Source organism: Streptomyces sp. NPDC018045, assembly GCF_044327445.1.
Lineage (GTDB): Bacteria > Actinomycetota > Actinomycetes > Streptomycetales > Streptomycetaceae > Streptomyces.
Genome location: NZ_JBIRFL010000023.1, coordinates 86470 through 106854, shown reverse-complemented (window position 1 = coordinate 106854; position 20385 = coordinate 86470). Strand labels below are relative to the sequence as shown.

The 20385-nt window shown below is 74.4% G+C and carries 19 protein-coding genes; 12 read left to right on the top strand and 7 right to left on the bottom strand.

Features of this window, described 5'->3' with window-relative positions:
• The coding region (locus ACH4EB_RS31760; RefSeq protein ID WP_281179312.1) for a biotin carboxylase N-terminal domain-containing protein at positions 1-96 on the bottom strand (96 nt) is incomplete at its 3' end.
• A 492-nt stretch (positions 97-588) separates the two neighbouring features.
• Here ACH4EB_RS31760 and ACH4EB_RS31755 point away from each other — a divergent pair.
• Positions 589-1083: a hypothetical protein gene (locus ACH4EB_RS31755; RefSeq protein WP_398351566.1), complete on the top strand. Its 495-nt coding sequence runs from the start codon at positions 589-591 to the stop codon at positions 1081-1083.
• Positions 1084-1207: 124 nt separating this feature from the next.
• Here ACH4EB_RS31755 and ACH4EB_RS31750 read toward each other — a convergent pair whose 3' ends face one another.
• A complete protein-coding gene (locus ACH4EB_RS31750; RefSeq protein ID WP_398351564.1) occupies positions 1208-1936 on the bottom strand; it encodes an IclR family transcriptional regulator in 729 nt (242 codons plus the stop codon).
• 287 nt (positions 1937-2223) lie between these two features.
• Between ACH4EB_RS31750 and ACH4EB_RS31745 the strand changes: the two genes are divergently transcribed.
• The 6 genes from ACH4EB_RS31745 (at position 2224) to ACH4EB_RS31720 (ending at position 9225) form a co-directional block, all read left to right on the top strand.
• On the top strand, positions 2224-3141 hold the full coding sequence (locus ACH4EB_RS31745; RefSeq protein ID WP_398351562.1) for a helix-turn-helix domain-containing protein: 918 nt from the start codon (positions 2224-2226) through the stop codon (positions 3139-3141).
• A gap of 218 nt (positions 3142-3359) precedes the next feature.
• Positions 3360-3569 carry a DUF2180 family protein gene (locus ACH4EB_RS31740; protein WP_361160271.1) on the top strand — a complete coding sequence of 70 codons (210 nt, stop codon included), beginning with the start codon at positions 3360-3362 and terminating at the stop codon, positions 3567-3569.
• Positions 3570-3947: 378 nt separating this feature from the next.
• Positions 3948-5033 carry a thiopeptide-type bacteriocin biosynthesis protein gene (locus ACH4EB_RS31735; RefSeq protein ID WP_398351560.1) on the top strand — a complete coding sequence of 362 codons (1086 nt, stop codon included), beginning with the start codon at positions 3948-3950 and terminating at the stop codon, positions 5031-5033.
• Positions 5026-7731, top strand: coding sequence for a lantibiotic dehydratase (locus ACH4EB_RS31730; protein WP_398351559.1), 2706 nt, complete (start codon positions 5026-5028; stop codon positions 7729-7731). Before ACH4EB_RS31735 ends, ACH4EB_RS31730 begins: the two co-directional genes overlap by 8 nt.
• Positions 7732-7748: 17 nt before the next feature.
• A complete protein-coding gene (locus ACH4EB_RS31725) occupies positions 7749-7916 on the top strand; it encodes a hypothetical protein (protein ID WP_398351558.1) in 168 nt (55 codons plus the stop codon).
• Positions 7917-7983: 67 nt separating this feature from the next.
• Complete coding sequence (locus ACH4EB_RS31720; RefSeq protein WP_398351557.1) at positions 7984-9225, top strand: lanthionine synthetase LanC family protein; 1242 nt, start codon at positions 7984-7986, stop codon at positions 9223-9225.
• Between the two features lie 28 nt (positions 9226-9253).
• Here the strand turns inward: ACH4EB_RS31720 and ACH4EB_RS31715 are convergent, their stop codons facing one another.
• From ACH4EB_RS31715 to ACH4EB_RS31695, 5 genes are all read right to left on the bottom strand, one after another.
• On the bottom strand, positions 9254-9874 hold the full coding sequence (locus ACH4EB_RS31715; protein WP_398351555.1) for a Maf family protein: 621 nt from the start codon (positions 9872-9874) through the stop codon (positions 9254-9256).
• Positions 9875-9958: 84 nt separating this feature from the next.
• The gene (locus ACH4EB_RS31710; RefSeq protein ID WP_398351554.1) at positions 9959-11428 is read right to left on the bottom strand and encodes a peptidoglycan D,D-transpeptidase FtsI family protein; all 1470 of its coding nucleotides are present in this window, start codon (positions 11426-11428) and stop codon (positions 9959-9961) included.
• Between the two features lie 213 nt (positions 11429-11641).
• The gene (mmpB, locus tag ACH4EB_RS31705) at positions 11642-11773 is read right to left on the bottom strand and encodes a morphogenic membrane protein MmpB (RefSeq protein ID WP_398351553.1); all 132 of its coding nucleotides are present in this window, start codon (positions 11771-11773) and stop codon (positions 11642-11644) included.
• 108 nt (positions 11774-11881) lie between these two features.
• Positions 11882-12097: an acyl-CoA carboxylase subunit epsilon gene (locus ACH4EB_RS31700; RefSeq protein WP_398351551.1), complete on the bottom strand. Its 216-nt coding sequence runs from the start codon at positions 12095-12097 to the stop codon at positions 11882-11884.
• Positions 12098-12164: 67 nt separating this feature from the next.
• Complete coding sequence (locus tag ACH4EB_RS31695) at positions 12165-13754, bottom strand: acyl-CoA carboxylase subunit beta (protein WP_398351550.1); 1590 nt, start codon at positions 13752-13754, stop codon at positions 12165-12167.
• A 141-nt stretch (positions 13755-13895) separates the two neighbouring features.
• Between ACH4EB_RS31695 and ACH4EB_RS31690 the strand changes: the two genes are divergently transcribed.
• The 5 genes from ACH4EB_RS31690 (at position 13896) to hutH (ending at position 20306) form a co-directional block, all read left to right on the top strand.
• Positions 13896-14783, top strand: coding sequence for a biotin--[acetyl-CoA-carboxylase] ligase (locus ACH4EB_RS31690; RefSeq protein ID WP_398351549.1), 888 nt, complete (start codon positions 13896-13898; stop codon positions 14781-14783).
• Between the two features lie 424 nt (positions 14784-15207).
• Positions 15208-16494 (top strand): adenylate/guanylate cyclase domain-containing protein, encoded by a 1287-nt coding sequence (locus ACH4EB_RS31685; RefSeq protein WP_398351548.1) that lies wholly within the window; start codon positions 15208-15210, stop codon positions 16492-16494.
• Between the two features lie 98 nt (positions 16495-16592).
• Entirely contained in the window at positions 16593-17387 is a 795-nt protein-coding gene (locus ACH4EB_RS31680) for an enoyl-CoA hydratase/isomerase family protein (RefSeq protein WP_398351547.1), read from the top strand.
• Between the two features lie 106 nt (positions 17388-17493).
• Complete coding sequence (locus tag ACH4EB_RS31675; RefSeq protein ID WP_398351546.1) at positions 17494-18648, top strand: diguanylate cyclase domain-containing protein; 1155 nt, start codon at positions 17494-17496, stop codon at positions 18646-18648.
• Between the two features lie 113 nt (positions 18649-18761).
• Positions 18762-20306: a histidine ammonia-lyase gene (gene hutH, locus ACH4EB_RS31670; RefSeq protein WP_398351544.1), complete on the top strand. Its 1545-nt coding sequence runs from the start codon at positions 18762-18764 to the stop codon at positions 20304-20306.
• The last annotated feature ends 79 nt before the right edge of the window (positions 20307-20385 follow it).

Genomic DNA, 20385 nt, shown 5'->3' with positions numbered 1-20385 from the left:
GGCATAGACCGCCACACTCCCGATACCGGCATCCCGGCACGCCCGGGCCACACGGACAGCGATTTCGCCTCGGTTGGCGATGAGCACCTTGCGCACGATCGGTTCCTCCTTGGCGCTTCGCCGCAACAAATTAGGACGTCGCGAGTTTAGGGACTGGCGACACCGCGTGCCGACCCGTTCCCGGTAGTGAGCTTGCCCACACGGAGCGTGTGTCCGATGCGGATACGGGTCCGAAGTCCCCCGGTATCCCAGGGTAGGCCCGCATTCCGGGGGCGGTGGGGTGATCAAGATGTGGGCAAGGTCTCGCCTCCCGCCCCTACACCGGAACCTCGTTTCTTTGTGGAGTCCCTACGAATGGGCGAAGGAAACTTTGCCCGCGGCTGCGTCCGGCCCGTCCGCGTCCCCTCGGGCCCGTCCGGTCGTACCCCGCAGCCGCCCCGCTCCTCGGTCCGCTCCTCCCTCCGCTCCTCCGGTCCGTTCCGCTTCCCGGCTCATACCCGTCTCCGGGCTCTTGCAGCACGAGGGGTACTCAGGAGTAGCGTGCCCGGTGTTCTTTCGTACTCGCGGTAACAGTGCGACGCGTAAACGGTGCGACGCGTAACTCGGAAGTGGGTGGACGGGGTGGCGGCACGCGGGCCGGTGGCGTGGGTGGCGGCGGTGGCGCTGGTGCTGGAGGCGCTCGGCGTCCTCTTCCTGAACTGGGTGCTGAGCATCGTCGTGGACAAGCAGCAGATGTCCATGGCGGGCGTCGACCCCGGCGCGATGTCCACCGGCGCGTGGGTACTGGGCGCCGTCTTCGCGCTCTACCTGGTGTGCTGCGCCGTCCTGCTGGCCCGCACCGGACTGCGCGACCGCCCGCCGGGGACGTTCGGGCGCATCGCCCTCGTCACGTGCGCCGTGGTGCACGCCGTTCTGGGGGCCTTCGCGGTCGGACTGGTCGGCTGGGCGGCGTTCGCGATGCTGATGGCCGTCCTCGCGCTGCTGGTGCTGACGCTGACGGCGTACGGCAGCACGTACGGCGCGGACGGCACCCGGCCCGGTTCCGGCACCCCGGCTACCGCTCCGGCTCGCCCCACGAACTGACGGCCACCGCGTCGCCCACCGACAGCCTGCCCGGCGGCGGCACGGCGAACTTCGCGCCCGCACACGCCACCGTCCGCGACCGGCAGCGGCACCCGGCAGGGCGGACCACCTCCCCGCCCCGGGCTCAGGCCAGTGCCGCCACCTCGCGTCGGAGTGCCTCGGCCAGGGGAGCGCGCAGCCGTGTGAAGTCCTCGACCGGCAGGGCGGCGGACACGGCGGTCAGTGTTGCCGGGGTGCCGGGGCCGCCGGGGCGTATCGGTACCGGTACGGCGACGCACGCCATTCCGGACGCGGCCTCCTCCCGCTCGACGGCGATCCCGTCGCGGCGGACCCGGCGCAGCTCGCGCTCCAGCCGTTCCGGTGTGGTGATGGTGCGCGCGGTCCGGGCGGACAGTCCGCCGGCGGCCAGGTACTGGCGCCGGGTGGCGGCCGGGAGGGCGGCCAGCAGGGCGCGGCCGTGCGCCGTGGCGTGGGCGGCGGTGTCCTGGCCGACCGAGAAGGCGGAGCCCGGTCCGGCGGCGCCGTCCAGCACGGCGATCTCACCGTCCCGGTACGTGCTGAAGAAGACGTCGGCGCCGGAGGAGCGGCGCAGCCGCAGCAGCACCTCATGCACCCGCTCGTCGACCCGCAACTGCCGCTGGAAGGCCTGGTGCAGGGCCGGTACGCGGTAGCCGAGGGTGTAGCCCGCGGCCGTCCGGGCCAGGTGGCCGCGTTCGGTCAGCGAGCCGAGCAGGTCGTAGACCGTGGACAGCCCGCAGTCCAACTGCCGGGCCAGCGCCTTCGCGGTCACCGGCTCCGCCGCCCCGGCGACCGCGTCGAGCAGGTCCAGGGCACGGTCGACGGACTGCGGCATGGCGGTCTCCCTCCGGGACGGGGCGCGGTACGGGCGCGGGGCACGGCGTGTGCGGGGCGGGCGTATGCGGGCGGGCGGCGCGCGTACGGCCTTCCAGCCTCGCACAGCTCTCCGAGGCGCGCGGAAGTACGCTGGCGATCCCGCACAATCCGCGGCCGGGAATTGATCGCGCGAGAATGAGGAAAGCGGGACGGCGCGGAAGAGCGACGGAGAAGTGCGGCGGCGCAGAAACGCGGCGACGGAGAAGTGCGGCGGCAGCCGAGAAGCAAGGCGGCGAAGAAGCAAGGATGCAGGGAAGCACGGGTTCCGTGGCGAAGAGCGCGCGGCCCGCGGTATCGAAGGTGGAAACGATGGACCGGCGGGCCGAACTACGGGAATTCCTCCGATCGCGGCGGGCCCGGGTGCGCCCGGAGGACGCGGGCATCACGCCGGGCACCGGATTCAGCGGCCGCCGCCGGGTGCCGGGCCTGCGCCGCGAGGAACTCGCCCAGCTCTCCGGGGTCAGCGTCGACTACTACGTACGGCTGGAGCAGGGCCGCGGCGGCCACGCCTCGGCCGAGGTGCTGGACGCCATCGCGCACGTCCTGCGGCTCGACGCGCACGAGCGGGCGCATCTGTACGCCCTCGTCCGGGGCGAGGAGGGCCGCCACGACGATGCCCGGCAGCCGGCCGCCGGGCAGGGGCAGGTGGTGCGGCCCGGCGTGCTGCGGCTCCTGGAGACGTTCACGTACGCGCCCGCGTACGTGGTCGGCCGCCGCCAGGAGGTGCTGGCCTGGAACGCGCTGGCGCGCATCCTGATCGCCGACTTCCCCGCCCTTCCGCCCGAGGAGCGCAACCTCGCCCGCCTGACGTTCCTCGACCGGTCCGCCCGCCGGCGGTACGTCCACTGGCAGCAGAAGGCCGACGACACGGTGGCGTTCCTGCGGCTGGACACCGGGCGGCACCCGGGCGACCCGAAGCTGGCCGCGCTGATCGCCGAACTCACCGAGCAGAGCGAGGACTTCCGCCGCCTGTGGTCCGACCACAACGTCCGCGACAAGACGTACGGCAGCAAGCCGCTGCACCATCCGCGGGCCGGCTCCCTGGACCTGTCCTTCGAGACGCTGCGGCTGCCGGACGAGCCGGACCAGGCGGTGGTGGTCTATCTGGCCGAGCCGGGTTCGGCGGCGGACCGGAAGCTGCGCCGGCTGGCGGCCGAAGGGTGACCACGCGTGGCGCCGCTGTCCGGATTCCCGGGTGGCAGCGCCATTACCAGGAATGCGGTTCCTGGTGGAAAAGAGGCCTGGGCGGCCGTCGAATTCCGCGGCATCGTGACGGTGGTCACCGCGCGCGAATTCCCGGAATGCGCGGCGGGCGGTCGCCGTTCAGTCAGAACGGCCGCCCTACCGGCGATCAAGGAACCAAGCTCACCAGGAGTTGTTGAATGCAGTGCTTCGACTGTGCGGAACTCGGCAGCGAGACCGCCGCGCTGGCGGTCTGTGCGGACTGCGGCGCGGCGGCGTGCGCCGCGCACGCCGCCGCCGTTCCGCGGACGGTCCACCGTACGGCGGGCCTGGGCCGCAGCACGGCCCACTCGGCGGGCCGCCGCCTGCTGTGCACGCACTGCCGGCACGCCGCGACGGCAGCGGCATGACGCCGGGCGGCCGCGGCGGTCAGGGCGCCGCGCGCCGCACGGTCTCGCGCGGCCGGGCCTGCCGCTGGTCGTAGACGGGGTCGGGTCAGGGCGCCCTCCGCGGGGCGCCCTGACCGACGCGGCCGACGCCTCCTCGTACTTCCCCCGCACGACGGGAACCACCGCCCCGTCCCGCCCCGCCCCGCCCCGTCCCGCCCCGTCCCGTCCCGTGCCCGGTCATGACGCCCGTGCGGCCATCGGGCCCGTTACGGGAGCCCGGGCGCGCCGGTGTCCCGGTCACTCCCCGTCACCCGAACCGGAGCCCGCTCCGCATGCGGTCCACGCCTCCCGGGGCCACCATGCGAAGAGTGTCTGAGTGGCCCTCGTGAGGAGGTTGGGATGCTGCCGGTCGCGGAGTTGCTGGCCGACTGCCTGCGGGACGCCCGGGGTGCCTCGCTCGGCACGGTGCCCGTGGGGCCGGAGGACCCCGCGTACGCGGAAGCCCGCCGCGCCTTCCTCGCGGCGGGGCTGGCGGCGCTCCGGGACGAGGGGCCGGGGGCGGACTGGGTGCAGCTCGGCCTGGACACGGGGGCGGGCGTGCCACGCGGTCTGTACGGGCGCCTCGCGGAGACCGTCCGCGCACTCCTCGACGCGGGCGCGGTACGCAACTTCTTCTTCATGCACAAGCCGCCCGGCCTGCGCCTGCGCTTCCAGGCCCCGGCGCGGGACGCGGGCGACGCGCTGTGCGACGACCTGGCGGCACGTTTCGCCGCCGACGCCGCGCTCGGCGGCGGGCTGACCCGCCCGCCCGTCCGCGGTGTGTACGAGCCGGAGACCTACCTGTTCGGCGGGGAGCGCGCCATGCCGTGGGCGCACGGGGTCTTCACGGCGGACTCGCTCGCCTGGCTCGACCACCACGCCGGCCCGGCGGCGGCCGGAGCGATCGCCCCGGCCGCCCCGCCGGTGGCGGACTGGCGGGTGTCGCTGACCTTGCTGCGCGACCTGCTCGACGGGCTGGGCATCGTCGGCTGGGAGCACCGCGGCGTGTGGGAGTGCGTACGCGACGACACCGGACGGCGGCTCGGCGACGGCACCGACGCGGCGGCCACCCGGCGCGCCGCCGACGGCATCCGCGCGTTCTGGCGGCGCGGCCGGGAGGAGCTGACGGCCGGGCTGCCCGCGCCGGAACGCGCCGCCCTGGACGCCCACCGGGACGCGGTCGGCGCGGCCGCGCGGCGGTGGCGTACGGGGTACTTCGAGTCGGGCGACGCCCAAGGGACCGGGCCGCGCCGGGCCGCCGCTTACTGCGTGATCTTCCACTGGAACCGCGGGCGGCTCTCCCTGGCGCGGCAGGCCCTGCTGACCGCGGCCCTGGCGGCCCCCGAGATGAGCCGCGCGCCCGCGGCGGAACCGCGCCCCGGCCACGCGCCCGGGGCGCGGCCCCACCGGCCGGTGGCCGAGGCGGGGGTGACCGGCGGTGGCTGAGGCCGGGGCGGACCGGGAGACGGGCGCGGCCGGGACGCCGGTACCGGGCGGTACGGCGCTGCTGCGGGCCGCCGGGATGCCGGTCGCGGCGTGGACGGAAGCGGGCAACCCGCGGCTGTTCGAGCGGGCCGGAGCGTACGGCCGCGCGCGGCAGCAGCAGGCGGGCCGGGCCCGTGCCCTGGCCGAACGGCTGGGCACCACGGTGGTCCCGCACCCCGGGCTCACCGCCGCCGACCGCCGGCCGGTCCTGGCGCTCCGCCGCCGCCTGCACGGCGGCACGGCACCCGGCGAAGCGGACTGCGCCTTCCTGGCGTCGCTGGCGGCCGTCCCGGAAGACCTCGTGCACGAAGCCGTTGCGGTGCACCGCAACGACGTACAACTGGCCCGCACCCGGCAGGAACTCGAACAGGCGGTCGCGGACGAGGCGGACCGCGTGGGCGCCCTGGGCTGGGCGCTGGCCTGCGCCGGTCCGGTCATGCGGGCCTTCCTGGCCGACGCGGCGCCGGACCTCGTGCCGACCGTCGAACGCCGCCTGGCGCAGGGCGAGTCCTGGAACGGCAAGCGGCTGCGCAAGAGCGGCGCGTACCTGTGGCGGGCGCTCGGCCGGGCCGCGGTGAAGACCACCCCGCGGGGCTGGGTGGGCCAGGTCGCGCCGGTCGCGGTCGCGTCCCGCCCGGCCGCCGGCGGTACGGGGGCGGACGGCCCGCCGCCGCTGCTCGCGCCCGGCACGGCGCTCACCGCGCTGGCGTCCGAAGCCGCGGAGAACGTCCACGTGGCACGGACGCGCCTGAGCGCCGTCGATCTGACGACGGCGGACCCCGCCACCCCGCTCGCCCCCGCCCCGCTGCACTTCCGTGCCGACGGCGTGCTGCGCTGCTGGGTGATCGACCCGTCCGTACGGGACCGGATGCGCCAGGTGGAACTGCGCCGCACCCGGCCCCTGGACGCCGTACTGACGCTGCTGGCCGCAGGGCCGCGCCCGCTGGGCGAGATCGAGGACGCGCTGCTCGGCACCACGGGCGGCGCGCCCGGCGCCGGGACCGGGCAGCCGGCGGACGACACCCGCCGGGTGCTGCGCGGCTTCCTCGCGCACCTGCACGGCATCGGCGTCCTTCAGGTCTGCGCCGCCCCACGCCGCCGGCACAGCGCGTGGACTCCGCCGGTGGCCGTCCGCGAGCGGGACCGGCTGCCGCGGACGGAGCCCCTCGGGGAGGCGGAGTTCGTCGACTCGTACCGTACGGCCGAGGGTCCCGGGCAGGAAGCTGCCACGGTCCCGGCGGCCGCCGCCGACGCCGTACGCGACGCCCTGCGCACCGCCGCCCGCCTGGCCGCGCTCCGCGAGGCCGACCGCTGCCCGGACGCCACCGGACGACAGCTCCCCGAAGAGGCGCGGGCGCTCGACGAACGGCCGCGCGCCCTCAGCGACCTCCTGGCCGGCCACTGGCCGGACGCCGCCCGCTCCCCACGGCAGGACGGCGGGCCCACCGCGTCCGCGCCGGCCCGTTACGAAGGCTGGCACCCGGCCCGTACCGCACACTCCGGCTACGCCCGCCTCCTCGCCCACCTCGCCACCCGCGGCGACGAGCGGCAGGTGGACGTCACCGACGCGTTGCTGGACACCTTCGGCGCGCCGCCGGGCACCGCCGCGCTGCCGCCCTGGCCGGTCGACTGCGTCCTGCGGCCCCTCGCCGGACCGGGCCCGTCGGCCGTCCTGGAGACGGCCTCGCCCGCCGGCATGCTGGACGCCCGCTTCGCCGACGCGCTGCACACCCTGCACGGCGGTTACGCCAACGCCGACCGCTACCGCGCCTTCCTCGCCGCCGTCGAACGCGCGGCGGACGTCCGCTTCGTCGAGGTGCTGGTGCCGCCGCTGGCCGAGCGCGCCGCCAACGCCGTACGCCGCCCCCTGGTCACGAGCTGGTGGACCGGCGACCCGGACCCCGCGCCGTACTACGGGACAACCCCCGGCCCCGGCACGGCCCGCCATCTGCCGCTCGACCGCATCACGCTGCGCCGCGACGGCGGCCGGGTCGTCGCGGAGGCCGACGGCCGGCGCGTCGTGCCGGTGCACCACGCGACGCGCAGCGCCCTGCCGCCGTACGACGTGCTGGTGCGGCTGCTGATGTCCGCGAGCCACCCCGGTACGGCGTACCTGGTCCAGCTCGACGGGCTGGCCGGCGCGTTCCCGCGCGCCGAGCGGCTGCCCCGGCTCACGGTGGGCGGACGGCTGGTCGTCTCACCGGCCACCTGGCGGCTGCCGCGCACGGCCCTGTGGCGCCCCGACGACAGCGACCTGACCAAGGTGCGCACCCTCGCGGCCCTGTGCCGTACGGCGGGGCTGCCCCGGTACGCGTTCCTGCGGTACGGCGCGGGCGCCAAGCCCGTACCCGTGGACCTCGCGGCGCTGCCGACGCTGCGCGTCGTCGACCGCCTGCGCGCCCGGAGCGGTGCCCCGGACGCGCCCCCCGACCACCTGCTGGTCGAGGAGATGCTGCCCGCGCCGGACGGGCTGGTGCTGCGCGACCGGGTGCACCGCGACGGCGCGTTCGTCGCCGCCCAACTGCTCATGAGGCTTCCGCACGACCGCACGATCAGTGATCTCGCGGCGTCCGCGGCCGCCGCCCTGCGCGGCGGGACCCACCTCCCCGGAACGCTCGCCCCCAGCGGGCGCGCCGCCGGGGCGGACCCCATCCATTGAGAGAAGGGAACATCGTCATGTCGGACACCATGGAGCGCACGGAACTCACCGACCTCGACGAACTCATCGGTGACCTGGAGACCCGGATCACCGAGACCGAACTGCCCGAGACGGAGGCTCACTCCGGTCACTGCAGCAACGTCTGTACGGTGCTCGTCTGCGGCACCGTTGTCATCTGTAGCTGACCCCACCGCCGGCCGTCCGTCCGGCCCCGCTCGGACGGACGGCCGCGCTTCCCGGACGGACACGGACATGAGCACCAGCACCCGCACCGAGGACACCACCCCCGCCGCCGCTGATGCCGCCCCGGAACTCCGCGCCCTCGCCGTCGAGCTGCTGGACGCCTGGGCGTTCCGGCAGGCGTCCGGCGAACAGTGGACGGCCGGGACCGCCCCCTGCGACCCCGGCGTCCCCGCGCTGGCCGCCCTGCTGGCGGACACCGGAGAGCCCGCCGAGGCCGCCGCCGCCGGCCACCCGGTGGCCGTCTGGGCCCGGGGCATCGGCCGTGGCCAGGGCCACCCAGGCCTGTACGACGGCGGTCTGGCGGGCACCCTCGCCGGGCTGCGGCTGGGGGCCCGCCTCCACCCGCAACTGCACCGGGTCGCCGACCGGTTGCGCGACCATCTGCTGAGCGTCGCGCAGACGCGGCCGTGGCGGCGGACGGGCGTCCGCTTCCCCGATCAGGACCTGATCGTCGGGCCGTCCGGCACCCTGCTCTCCCTCTGCGTCGGCGCCCGCCCGGACGGCAGCCACCTCGCGCCGTACGTCGCGCACTTGACGTCCCTCTGTGACGGCGCGGAGCTGCCACGGCTCCGGGCCGACGGGTACGCCGGACACCCGTACCTGAGCTGGGTCCAGGGACGCGTCAACACCGGCATGGGGCACGGTGTCGCCGGTCTGGTCACCGCGCTCACCGCCGCCGCCCGCCGTACCGGGCCGGACGCCGGCACGCGGCGCGCGCTGCGCACCGCGACCCGATGGCTGGCGCGCCAGTCCTTCGACGACGCCCGGGGCATCCGCAGTTGGGACGGCGCCGGACTCGACGAGCCGCCGCCCGACGGCGCCCGCGCGCGCCAGGCGTGGTGTTACGGCAACCCCGGCGTCACCTGGGCGCTGTGGGACGCGGCCGACGCACTGGACGACGCGGCGGCGGCCACCTGGGCGGCGCGGGCCTTCACCGGCCTCGCCGAGCGCTACGACGAGAACTTCCACCTCTTCGGGGAGCACCCGGCGGACCTGCTCGCCTGCTGCCACGGCGCCGCCGGGGTCCTGGCCGTCGCGGACGCCTTCCACCACCACGCGCGGCTGCCCGCCGCGACGGCCCTGCGCGCGCGGCTGGCCCGCCACCTCCTGGACCGGCTGCCGGAGGTGCGGTCGCTGGGGAAGGAGCGCATGGGACTGCTGGGCGGGGCGACCGGCCCGCTGTGCGCGCTGCTCACCGTGGCCGTACCGGAGGCGGACCGCCGGTGGCAGCCCTGCTTCGGTCTCCGCTGAGGAGCCGCTGCACGGCCGAAGGGCCGCGTCACGCCCAGAGATCGGTGATCGCGACGTCCAGACCGGCCAGCAGGCGCCGCAGCAGCGGCAGGGACAGGCCGATGACGTTGCCGGGGTCGCCGTCGATGCCGTCGATGAACGGCGCCGACCGGCCGTCGAGGGTGAAGGCGCCCGCCACGTACAGCGGTTCGCCGGAGGCCACGTACGCGGCGATCTCCGCGTCGCTCGGCTCGCCGAAGCGGACGGTGGTGGACGCGGTGGCCGACACGCGGCGCCCCCCGTCCGCCGTGTCGATCACGCAGTGGCCCGTCCGGAGGACGCCGGAACGGCCGCGCATCGCCTTCCAGCGGGCGGTCGCGTCCTCGGCGTCGGCGGGCTTGCCCAGCGCCCGCCCGTCCAGCTCCAGCACCGAATCGCAGCCGATGACGAGGGCGCCGGCGCTCTCGGGGCGCGTGGCCACCGCGTCCGCCTTCGCCTCGGCGAGCACCCGGGCCAGCTCGGCGGGGGAGTCCGCGGTGATCGCGTCCTCGTCCACGCCGCTGACGACGACCTCGGGCGCGAGCCCGGCCTGGCGCAGCAGGCCGAGCCGGGCGGGGGACTGGGAGGCGAGGACGAGACGGCGGGCGGCGGTGCCGGGCTGAACGGTCATGCCCGCCATCGTACGGAGCGGGGCGGACGCCGCATGACGCCCGCCCCGTGGACACCCGGCCCGCCCGCCTCGCGGACCCGGCGCTCACTTGCCGAGCACGGCCTCCATGACCTTCTTCGCGATCGGGCCGCCCAGCTTGCCGCCCGCGATCTCCTTGCGGGGAAGGTCCATGTCCGAGGGGTCGACGAAGACCGCGACCGCGACCGGCGAGCCGTTGCCCTGCTTGGCGTACGAGACGAACCAGGCGTACGGGCGCTCGTCGTCGACGTTCACGCCGTGCTGGGCGGTACCGGTCTTGGCGCCGACCTTGACGCCGTCGATCAGCGCCTTCTTCGCCGTGCCGTTCTCCGCGGTGTTCTCCATCATCTCCTGCACCTTCTTCGCGGTGCTCTCGGAGACGGCCTGGCTCAGCTCCTTGGGCTCGAACTTCTCGATCGTCGACAGGTCGGGGCCGCGCGTCTCCTCGACCAGGTACGGCTGCATGACCTTGCCGTTGTTGGCGAGCCCGGCGACGACCATGGCCATCTGGAGCGGCGTGCTGGTCAGGCTGCCCTGGCCCATGCCGGTCAGCGCGGTCTGCGGCTTGTCCAGCTTCTTCGGGTAGCCGCTGGTGGCGGTGCGCACCGGCGTGAAGATCTTCTGGTTGAAGCCGAACTTCTCCGCCGTCTCGCGCATCCTGTCCGTGCCCAGCCGGTTCGCCGTCTCCAGGTAGGTGTTGTTGCAGGACCACTGCATACCGACCTTGAGGGAGGCGTTCACGCAGTCCGGGGTGGGGATGTCGTTGCGGACCTTCGTCGCCGTGTTGGGCAGGGTGTACGGGACGGGCGCCTGCACCGGCGTGTCGATGTCCGGGACCACGCCGTGTTCCAGGGCCGCGGCGGCGGTGAGGATCTTGAACGTGGAGCCGGGCGGGTAGATCTCCAGCGACGCCCGGTTGTTCATCGGCTTGGACTCGTCCTTGATGAGGGCGGTGTACTTGTCGCCCTCCTTGAAGGAGCTGCCCGCGAAGACCGACGGGTCGTAGGACGGCGTGCTCGCCATCGCGAGGATCTTGCCGGTGCCCGGTTCGAGGGCGACCACCGCGCCCTTGGCGTCCAGGTCGGTCAGGCTCTTGTACGCGGCCCGCTGCGCCTTCTCGCTGATCGTCGTCAGCACGTCGCCGCCGCGCGGCTTCTCCCCGGTCAGGATGTCCTTGGCGCGCTTGAGGAAGAGCTTGTCGTCCTTGCCGCTGAGGATGTCCTTGTAGACGCCCTCCAGGAACGTGCTGCCCTGGGACTGCGAGGCGTAGCCGGTGATCGGCGCGTACATCGGGCCGTCCTTGTAGACCCGCTTGTACCTGAAGTCGCCGGCCGTCTCGACCGAGCCGGTGATCGGCTTGCCGCCGACGATGATGTTGCCGCGCGGATAGGAGAACGCCTCGATCTTCACCCGGCGGTTGTTGTCGTCGTTGGCCAGCGAATCCGCCTGGACGAACTGGACCCAGGTGACGCGCACCAGCAGCGCCAGCACCAGCACCCCGCAGAAGACGGCTATGTGTCTCAGCGGCCTGTTCATCGCTCTCCACTCCCCATGCCGTGCCCGGCCCGGTGCCGCGCGGACCGGCCCCAGAGGCGCCCGAATTGCGGCCTTCAGGGGTAAAGGATGTCCCAAGTGGGGGCTGCGGTTGCAGGCGGGGGGTGTGAGCTGGTCCTCTTCGTCCGGCCGTGTGCGCCCGTCCGGGGGCGTCCGGACGCAGGTGCGCAGACGCGGATGCCCGGGCGCAGGCGCTCAGGCCCCGCCGACCAGCATCACCATGAGCACGACCGCGGCGACGGCCAGCACGATGCCCATCCGGCGGAGCATCTCCTGTACCTGGCGCAGCTCCTCGGGAGGCTCGTCGGGCGGATCGGACCACAGCATCCTTCGATCCTGCGCCGGGAACGCCGGCGGCGCCTGAGTACGCGTACTCAAGCGCCGCCGGGTGTCGTCACTACGGCCGGCCCGGGCCCGCGTCGCGGCCCCGGGCTCTCAGCGCGGCCAGTGGCTCGTACGCCAGGCCCGCGGGCCCGGGTGCGGCAGCCGGCGGCTCGGGATGGTGGACGCCGGGTCGGACCATTCGTCCGTACGCTCCGTGCCGGGCGCGGCGGAGGCGGCGGCAGCGGCGGCCGCCGCGCGGGTGCGAACCACCGCCAGTGCGGCGGCCAGCTCCTCGGGTGTGGGGTTGCCCCGGACGACCTTGATCATGATCGACCGACCTCCTTGAGGGGTTGCGGCGAGCGGCGGACAGCGCTGCTGACGGACACGGGCGGCCCTACAGCGGGATGTTGCCGTGCTTCTTCGGGGGCAGCGACTCGCGCTTGTTGCGCAGCGTGCGCAGCCCGCGGACGATGTGCCGGCGGGTCTCCGACGGCATGATCACCGCGTCCACGTAGCCGCGCTCGGCCGCCACGTACGGGTTGAGCAGCGCGTCCTCGTACTCCTGGATCAGCTCCTGCCGGCGGGCGTCCTGCGCGTCCTGCTCCTCGATCGCGGCGAGCGCGCGGCGGTGCAGGATGTTGACCGCGCCCTGCGCGCCCATCACCGCGATCTGCGCGGTCGGCCAGGCCAGGTTCAGGTCCGCGCCCAGGTGCTTGGAGCCCATGACGTCGTACGCGCCGCCGAACGCCTTGCGCGTGATCACCGTGATCAGCGGAACCGTCGCTTCCGCGTATGCGTAGATCAGCTTGGCGCCTCGCCGGATGATGCCGTCCCATTCCTGGTCCGTACCCGGCAGGAAGCCCGGTACGTCCACGAACGTCAGCACGGGCACGTTGAACGCGTCGCAGGTGCGCACGAACCGCGCGGCCTTCTCGCTCGCGTTGATGTCCAGCGTGCCCGCGAACTGCATCGGCTGGTTGGCGACCACACCGACCGCGTGGCCCTCCACCCGCCCGAAGCCGGTGACCATGTTCGGCGCGAAGAGCGCCTGCGTCTCCAGGAACTCACCGTCGTCGAGGACGTGCTCGATGGCGGTGTGCATGTCGTACGGCTGGTTCGCCGAGTCCGGGATCAGCGTGTCCAGCTCGCGGTCGTACGCCGAGGTCTCCAGGTCCGCCTCCTCGGGGAAGGCGGGCGGCTCGGAGAGGTTGTTGGACGGCAGGTAGGACAGCAGCGCCTTGACGTACTCGATGGCGTCCTTCTCGTCGCCCGCCATGTGGTGCGCGACGCCGGAGGTGGTGTTGTGCGTCCGGGCGCCGCCCAGCTCCTCGAAGCCCACGTCCTCGCCGGTGACGGTCTTGATCACGTCGGGGCCGGTGATGAACATGTGCGAGGTCTGGTCGACCATGACCGTGAAATCGGTGATCGCGGGGGAGTAGACCGCGCCGCCCGCGCACGGGCCGACGATCAGCGAGATCTGCGGGACCACGCCGGAGGCGTGCACATTGCGGCGGAAGATCTCCGCGAACAGGCCGAGGGCGGCGACCCCCTCCTGGATGCGGGCGCCGCCGCCGTCGTTGATGCCGACGACGGGGCAGCCGTTCTTCAGCGCGAAGTCCATCACCTTGACGATCTTCTCGCCGTAGACCTCGCCCAGCGAACCGCCGAAAATGGTGAAGTCCTGTGAGTACACGCAGATCGGACGGCCGTCGACGGTGCCGTAACCGGTCACCACACCATCGCCGTACGGCCGGTTCTTCTCCAGGCCGAAATTGGTCGAACGGTGCCGCGCGAACTCGTCCAGCTCGACGAACGAGCCCTCGTCGAGGAGCAGCTCCACGCGCTCACGCGCCGTCAGCTTGCCCTTGGCGTGCTGCTTTTCCACGGCCCGCGCGGACCCGGCGTGGGTGGCCTCCTCGATCCTGCGCTGGAGGTCGGCCAGCTTGCCCGCGGTCGTGGTGATGTGTGCTTCCGGCTCGGACATCGGGATGCGGCTCCTGCTCGTCCTGGACTGGTGCTCGTACGAGGGTGGTACGGGGGTTGAACGGGATGGGCTACCGCTTCGTAGCGTATCGGCGGGACTGCTCAGGGGCACTGCGTCGTTGACCACACCTAGGCTGGGGCCATGACGCCTCAACCACCGGAAAACCAGGACAAAGACCACGGCGGTGGCGCCGGAGGTCGCTGGTCCGACCTGGACCGCCCGCCGCTGAACGGGGCGGCGCTGCGGCGCGCTCTGCTGCGGTCCGGCTCGCTGTGGACCGCCCTCGACGTCGTGCCCTCGACCGGTTCGACCAACACCGACCTCGCCGCGCGGGCCGCGGAGGGGCTGGCCGAAGGGGCCGTCCTCGTCGCCGAGGAGCAGTCGGCCGGGCGTGGCCGGCTGGACCGCAGGTGGTCGGCGCCGCCGCGCTCCGGCCTGTTCTTCTCCTTCTACCTCGCCCCACGGGTCCCCCCGGAGCGCTGGGGCTGGCTGCCGCTGCTCGCCGGAGTGGCGACCGCCAGCGCGGTGGCCCGCACCGCGGGTGTGGACACCGCCCTGAAGTGGCCCAACGACCTGCTGGTCACCATCGGTGACGAGGAGCGCAAGGCCGGCGGCATCCTCGCGGAGCGGGCCGGTGACGGCGTGGTCATCGGCATCGGCCTCAACGTCACGCTGCGCGCCGGAGAACTGCCCGTGCCCGGCGCCGGTTCGCTCGCCCTGGCCGGCGCCAAGGTCACCGACCGGGACCCGGTGCTGCGGGCCGTCCTGCGCTCGGTCGAGGACTGGTACGGGCAGTGGACCGCGGCGGACGGCGACGCGGCGGCCTGCCGCCTCCAGGACGCGTACGCGGCCGGATGCGCCACGCTCGGCCGCTCCGTGCGCGCCGAACTGCCCGGCGACCGGGCCCTGCTCGGCGAGGCGGTGGCCATCGACGGCGACGGGCGGCTGGTGCTCGCCACGAAGGAGGGGATGCAGCGGCCGGTCGCCGCGGGGGACATCGTGCATGTGCGGCCGGCGGCCGAGGCGTAAGGGGGCGGTGGGGACGGCTCCGAGGGGCCGGCTCTCCGAAGGGTCGGCTCTCCGGGGGCCGGCTTCGCCATGACGCGCCCCGGGCTCCGTCCAACTGCCGTCCAACCGTCGGGGCGGATCCCCCGGGCGCCCTCGTACGGTGGCCCGAGCGGGGACGGCGGGGCGGCCGCACCGGGGGAGCCGGATGCGCCGGAGTGCGTCTTCGGTCCTCCTCCCGTCCGTATGGCGGTCAGAAACGATCAGATCCTGGTCAAGAAACCTCGGGAGCAATCGCACTTATGTGTCGATTGGGGCGATAGCGACGAGGTGTGAGAGTGAGCCAGAGCACACCTGCCGTATCGTTGAGGCCGTCCGCCGTGGAGCGGGCGAACGAGCGAGAAGTGATCGGAAGGGCAGTGCGCAGGGAACGGACAGGGAGCGAGCGGTGACCGCCGGCGACTCGGGCGCCGGCCCGCGCGAAGCGGACATCGCCCCTCGTGAGACGGGGGCCGCTCCTCGTGAGGGGGACTCGGCACCTGCGGACGGCACCGCACGCGCCGACGGCACGCACGGGCAGGCCGGGGGCGGCGCGGCCGACGGCGGCGACCGGAGCGGCCCCGCGCCCGGCACGGTGAACGGCGCGAGCGTCGACAGCGCGGGGGGCGACGGCGCCGGGGGCGACCCCGACGACGACACCATCGCCATCCGCCTGGAACAACTGATCCTCGGCGCCGACCGCCGCTACACCCCCTTCCAGGCGGCCCGCAGCGCCGGTGTCTCCATGGAGCTGGCCTCCCGCTTCTGGCGCGCCATGGGCTTCGCGGACATCGGCCAGGTCAAGGCGCTGACCGAGGCCGACGTCCTGGCGCTGCGGCGGCTGGCGGGCCTGGTGGAGGCCGGCCTGCTCAGCGAGGCGATGGCGGTGCAGGTGGCCCGATCCACCGGGCAGACCACCGCCCGCCTCGCCGACTGGCAGATCGACTCGTTCCTGGAGGGGCTGACCGAGCCCCAGGACTCCGGCCTGACCCGTACGGAGATCACATACCCCCTCGTCGAACTCCTCCTGCCCGAGCTGGAGGAATTCCTCGTCTACGTCTGGCGCCGCCAGCTCGCCGCCGCGACCGGCCGCGTCGTGCAGGCCCAGGACGACGCGGAGATGGTCGACCGGCGCCTGGCGGTGGGCTTCGCCGACCTCGTCGGCTTCACCCGGCTGACCCGCCGTCTGGAGGAGGAGGAACTGGGCGAGCTGGTCGAGGCGTTCGAGACCACGGCCGCCGACCTGGTCGCCGCGCACGGCGGCCGGCTCATCAAGACGCTCGGCGACGAGGTCCTGTTCGCCGCCGACGACGCGGGCACGGCGGCCGAGATCGGGCTCCGCCTCATCGAGACCATGGCCAACGACGAGACGATGCCGGAGCTGCGGGTCGGCATCGCGTTCGGGACGGTCACGACCCGGATGGGCGACGTCTTCGGTACGACCGTGAACCTGGCCAGCCGGCTCACGTCGATAGCGCCGAAGGACACGGTGCTGGTCGACGAGGCGTTCGCGGAGGAACTGGGACGCATCGGCGAGGCGCCGGTCTCCGAGGCCGATGCGAAGGCGGCCGCCGCGGCGGCCGAGGACGGCGCGGGGCCGCTGCCCGAGTACCGCTTCGCGCTCCAGCCGATGTGGCAGCGGCCGGTGCGCGGGCTGGGCGTCGTCGAGCCCTGGCTGCTCAGCCGCCGCGGCTGACCGTACGCCGGGTCCCGCCCTTCCCGGTCCGTACGCGACTGCCTCTTGCGCCCCATGGTTACAGTGACGGAACGATCGTTAACCAGGGAGGGTGCCGTATGGACACGCAACGCTACGGGGACTTCGTCGGCGTACACCGGCACGGGCACGTGGCCGAACTGCGGCTCGACCGGCCCCAGGCGATGAACGCCGTGTCCACGGCCATGGCGGACGGCATCAGCGCCGCCTGCGCCGCGCTCGCCGCCGACCGCGACGTCCGCGTCACCGTGCTGACCTCCACCCACGAGCGGGCCTTCTGCGTGGGCGCCGACCTGAAGGAGCGCAACTCCTTCAGCGACGCCGACCTGATGCGCCAGCGCCCGCGCACCCGGGCCGCCTACACCGGTGTCCTGGAACTGCCGATGCCCACCGTCGCGGCCGTGCACGGCTTCGCGCTCGGTGGCGGGTTCGAGCTGGCGCTGGCGTGCGACCTGATCGTGGCGGACCGTACGGCCGTGGTCGGGCTGCCCGAGGTGTCGGTCGGCGTGCTTCCCGGGGGCGGCGGTACGCAGCTCCTGCCGCGGCGGGTGGGGGCGGCCCGCGCGGCCGAGCTGATCTTCACGGGGCGGCGGGTGGAGGCGCCCGAAGCCCGTGACCTGGGCCTTGTCGATCACCTCGTCGACGCAGGCCAGGACACCGACGAGGCGCTGGCGCTGGCCGGGCGCATCGCCCGCAACTCCCCGGTCGGCCTCCGCGCCGCCAAGCGCGCCCTGCGCCTGGGCCACGGCCTCGACCTCCGTACCGGCCTCGACCTGGAGGACGGCGCCTGGCGCAGCGTGGCGTTCTCGGGCGACCGGGCGGAAGGCGTGGCCGCCTTCAACGAGAAGCGGCGGCCGGAGTGGCCCGGGGAGTGAGGGGCGCCGGTGCCCCTGCCACGGCGCGGCCCCGGCCCGGTCGGAAAGGGCGAATGCCCTGGAACGTTCCTACGCTGTAGTGACACGACGTGCTCACGGTGGCGGAATGCGAGGTCCGGTGACGGGCGAAGGCGATGACAGGCTTCGGGCCGTGGTGGCACTGGCGCAGGCGATGGCGGCGGCGCACACCCCGCGGGAGTCGGTGCGGGCCGCCGCGGAGGGGGTGCGGGCGGCCCTGGGGGGCTCGTTCGCGGCCATCTCGGCCTGGGAACGTGAGCTGGGACAGCTCAAGGTGCTGGTCAACGTCGGTGAGCTGACCGCGGACGAGGTGGTGTACCCCGAGGACGAGTCGTACCCGGTGCACGAGTTCCCGGAGATCGTCGGCTTCCTGTACGAGCAGTGGGCCGGGGGCGGCCAGCCGAACGCCTGGGTCGAGACCGCCGAGGACGGCGCGGACGACGGTCCGTACAACCACCAGCGGGTGGCCGCGCTGCGCCGCAGGGGCCGCGGCTGCTGCGTGGTCGCGCCGATCGTGCTGCACGGGCGCGCGTGGGGCGAGCTGTACGTGGCCCGCTCGGCCGGGGAGCCGGTCTTCTCGCGCGCGGACGCGGACTTCGCCACCGTGCTGGCCGCGGTGACGGCGGCCGGGATCGCGCAGACGGAGCGGCTGGCGGAGGCGCGCCGGCTGGCGTTCACGGACGCGCTGACCGGCCTCGCCAACCGGCGCGCGGTGGACATGCGGCTCGACGAGGCCCTGGAGCGGCACCGGCGGGACGGCGCGGTGGTGAGCCTGGTGGTGTGCGACCTGAACGGGCTGAAGCGGGTGAACGACTCGTGCGGGCACGCCGTCGGCGACCGGCTGCTGGAACGATTCGGCTCGGTGCTGTCCCTGTGCGGTGCCATACTGCCGGGCACCCTCGCCGCCCGCCTCGGCGGCGATGAGTTCTGCCTGCTCACGGTGGGCCCCTCGGCCGACGAGGTGGCCAAGGTGGCGGCGGAGCTGTGCGACCGGGCGGCGGAGCTGGAGCTGGGCGAGGGGGTGGCGGTCGGCGTCGCGTCGACCGGCGACCCGATCGGCCCGGTGCGCTCGGCCCGGCGGCTGTTCCGGCTGGCGGACGCCGCGCAGTACCGGGCGAAGGGGACCGGCTCGCGCGGCCCCGTCGTGGCGGGCAGGGAGGGTGGCCCGGACGACCCGGTGATCCGCCTGGCCGACGCCCCGGAACCCGCCTCGCCGACGGAACGCCGCCGCTTCCGGCGGTGACCGGGCGCGGCCCACCGGCCCCGTGCGGTGCCCCGTGACCCGGGCGGGCGGCGGCCGCCGTGCCGGAGATCCCGTGGTGACATCCAGGGATTCAGTCTCTAGGGTGCCTGAATATGGATATGCACACTGTGGTGCTGGGGACGTCCGGCACGACCGCAGAGGACGTCATCGCCGTCGCCCGCGGCGCCGCCCGTATCGAGCTGTCCGAGGAGGCCACGGCGGCCGTCGCCGCCGCCCGTGCGGTCATCGACGACCTCGCCGCCAAGCCGGACCCGGTGTACGGCGTCTCCACGGGCTTCGGCGCCCTGGCCGTACGCCACATCAGCCCGGAGCTGCGGGCCCAGCTCCAGCGCAACATCGTGCGCTCGCACGCCGCCGGCATGGGTCCGCGGGTGGAGCGCGAGGTGGTGCGCGCGCTGATGTTCCTGCGCCTGAAGACCCTGGCCTCCGGCCGTACGGGGGTCCGGCCGCTCGTCGTCGGCACCATGGCCGAGATCGTCAACGCCGGGATCACCCCCGTCGTCCACGAGTACGGCTCGCTCGGCTGCTCCGGCGACCTCGCGCCGCTGTCGCACTGCGCGCTGACGCTCATGGGCGAGGGCGAGGCGGAGGGCCCGGACGGCGTCGTACGGCCGGCCGGCGACCTGCTCGCCGAGCACGGCATCGCGCCGGTCGAGCTGCGCGAGAAGGAGGGCCTGGCCCTCCTGAACGGCACCGACGGCATGCTCGGCATGCTGATCATGGCCTGCGCCGACCTGGCCCGCCTCTTCACCACCGCGGACATCACGGCCGCGCTCTCCCTGGAGGCGCTGCTCGGTACGGACAAGGTGCTCGCGCCCGAACTGCACGCCATCCGCCCGCACCCCGGCCAGGCCGCCTCGGCCGCCAACATGCTCAAGGTCCTGGCCGGTTCGGGACTCACCGGCCACCACCAGGACGACGCGCCGCGCGTCCAGGACGCGTACTCCGTCCGCTGCGCCCCGCAGGTCGCGGGCGCGGGCCGGGACACGCTGGACCACGCCCGCCTGGTCGCGAGCCGCGAGCTGGCCGCCGCCGTCGACAACCCGGTGGTGCTGGAGGACGGCCGGGTCGAGTCGAACGGCAACTTCCACGGCGCGCCGGTCGCGTACGTCCTGGACTTCCTCGCCGTCGCCGCGGCCGACCTCGGCTCGATCGCGGAGCGCCGTACGGACCGGCTGCTGGACAAGAACCGCTCGCACGGCCTGCCCGCGTTCCTGGCCGGTGACCCGGGTGTCGACTCGGGCCTGATGATCGCCCAGTACACGCAGGCGGCGCTGGTCAGCGAGCTGAAGCGGCTCGCCGCGCCCGCGTCGGTGGACTCCATCCCGTCGTCCGCGATGCAGGAGGACCACGTCTCGATGGGCTGGTCGGCGGCGCGCAAGCTGCGGACCGCCGTGGACAACCTGACCCGGGTGCTCGCCGTCGAGCTGTACGCGGCGACCCGGGCGGTGGAGATGCGCGAGGGCCTGACCCCGGCGCCGGCCACCCGCGCGGTGCTGGACGCCGTACGGGCCGCGGGGATCCAGGGTCCGGGGGAGGACCGTTTCCTCGCGCCGGACCTGGAGGCGGCGTACGAGTTCGTGCGCGGCGGCCGGCTGGTCGAGGCGGTGGAGCAGGTCACCGGCGAGCTGGCCTGAGGTCGGGGCCGGCGGGTCCGGCCTCGGGGCCGGCCTCGGACCTGGGGTTGGGCCGGGCCGGGCGGGTGCGGCGCGCTTC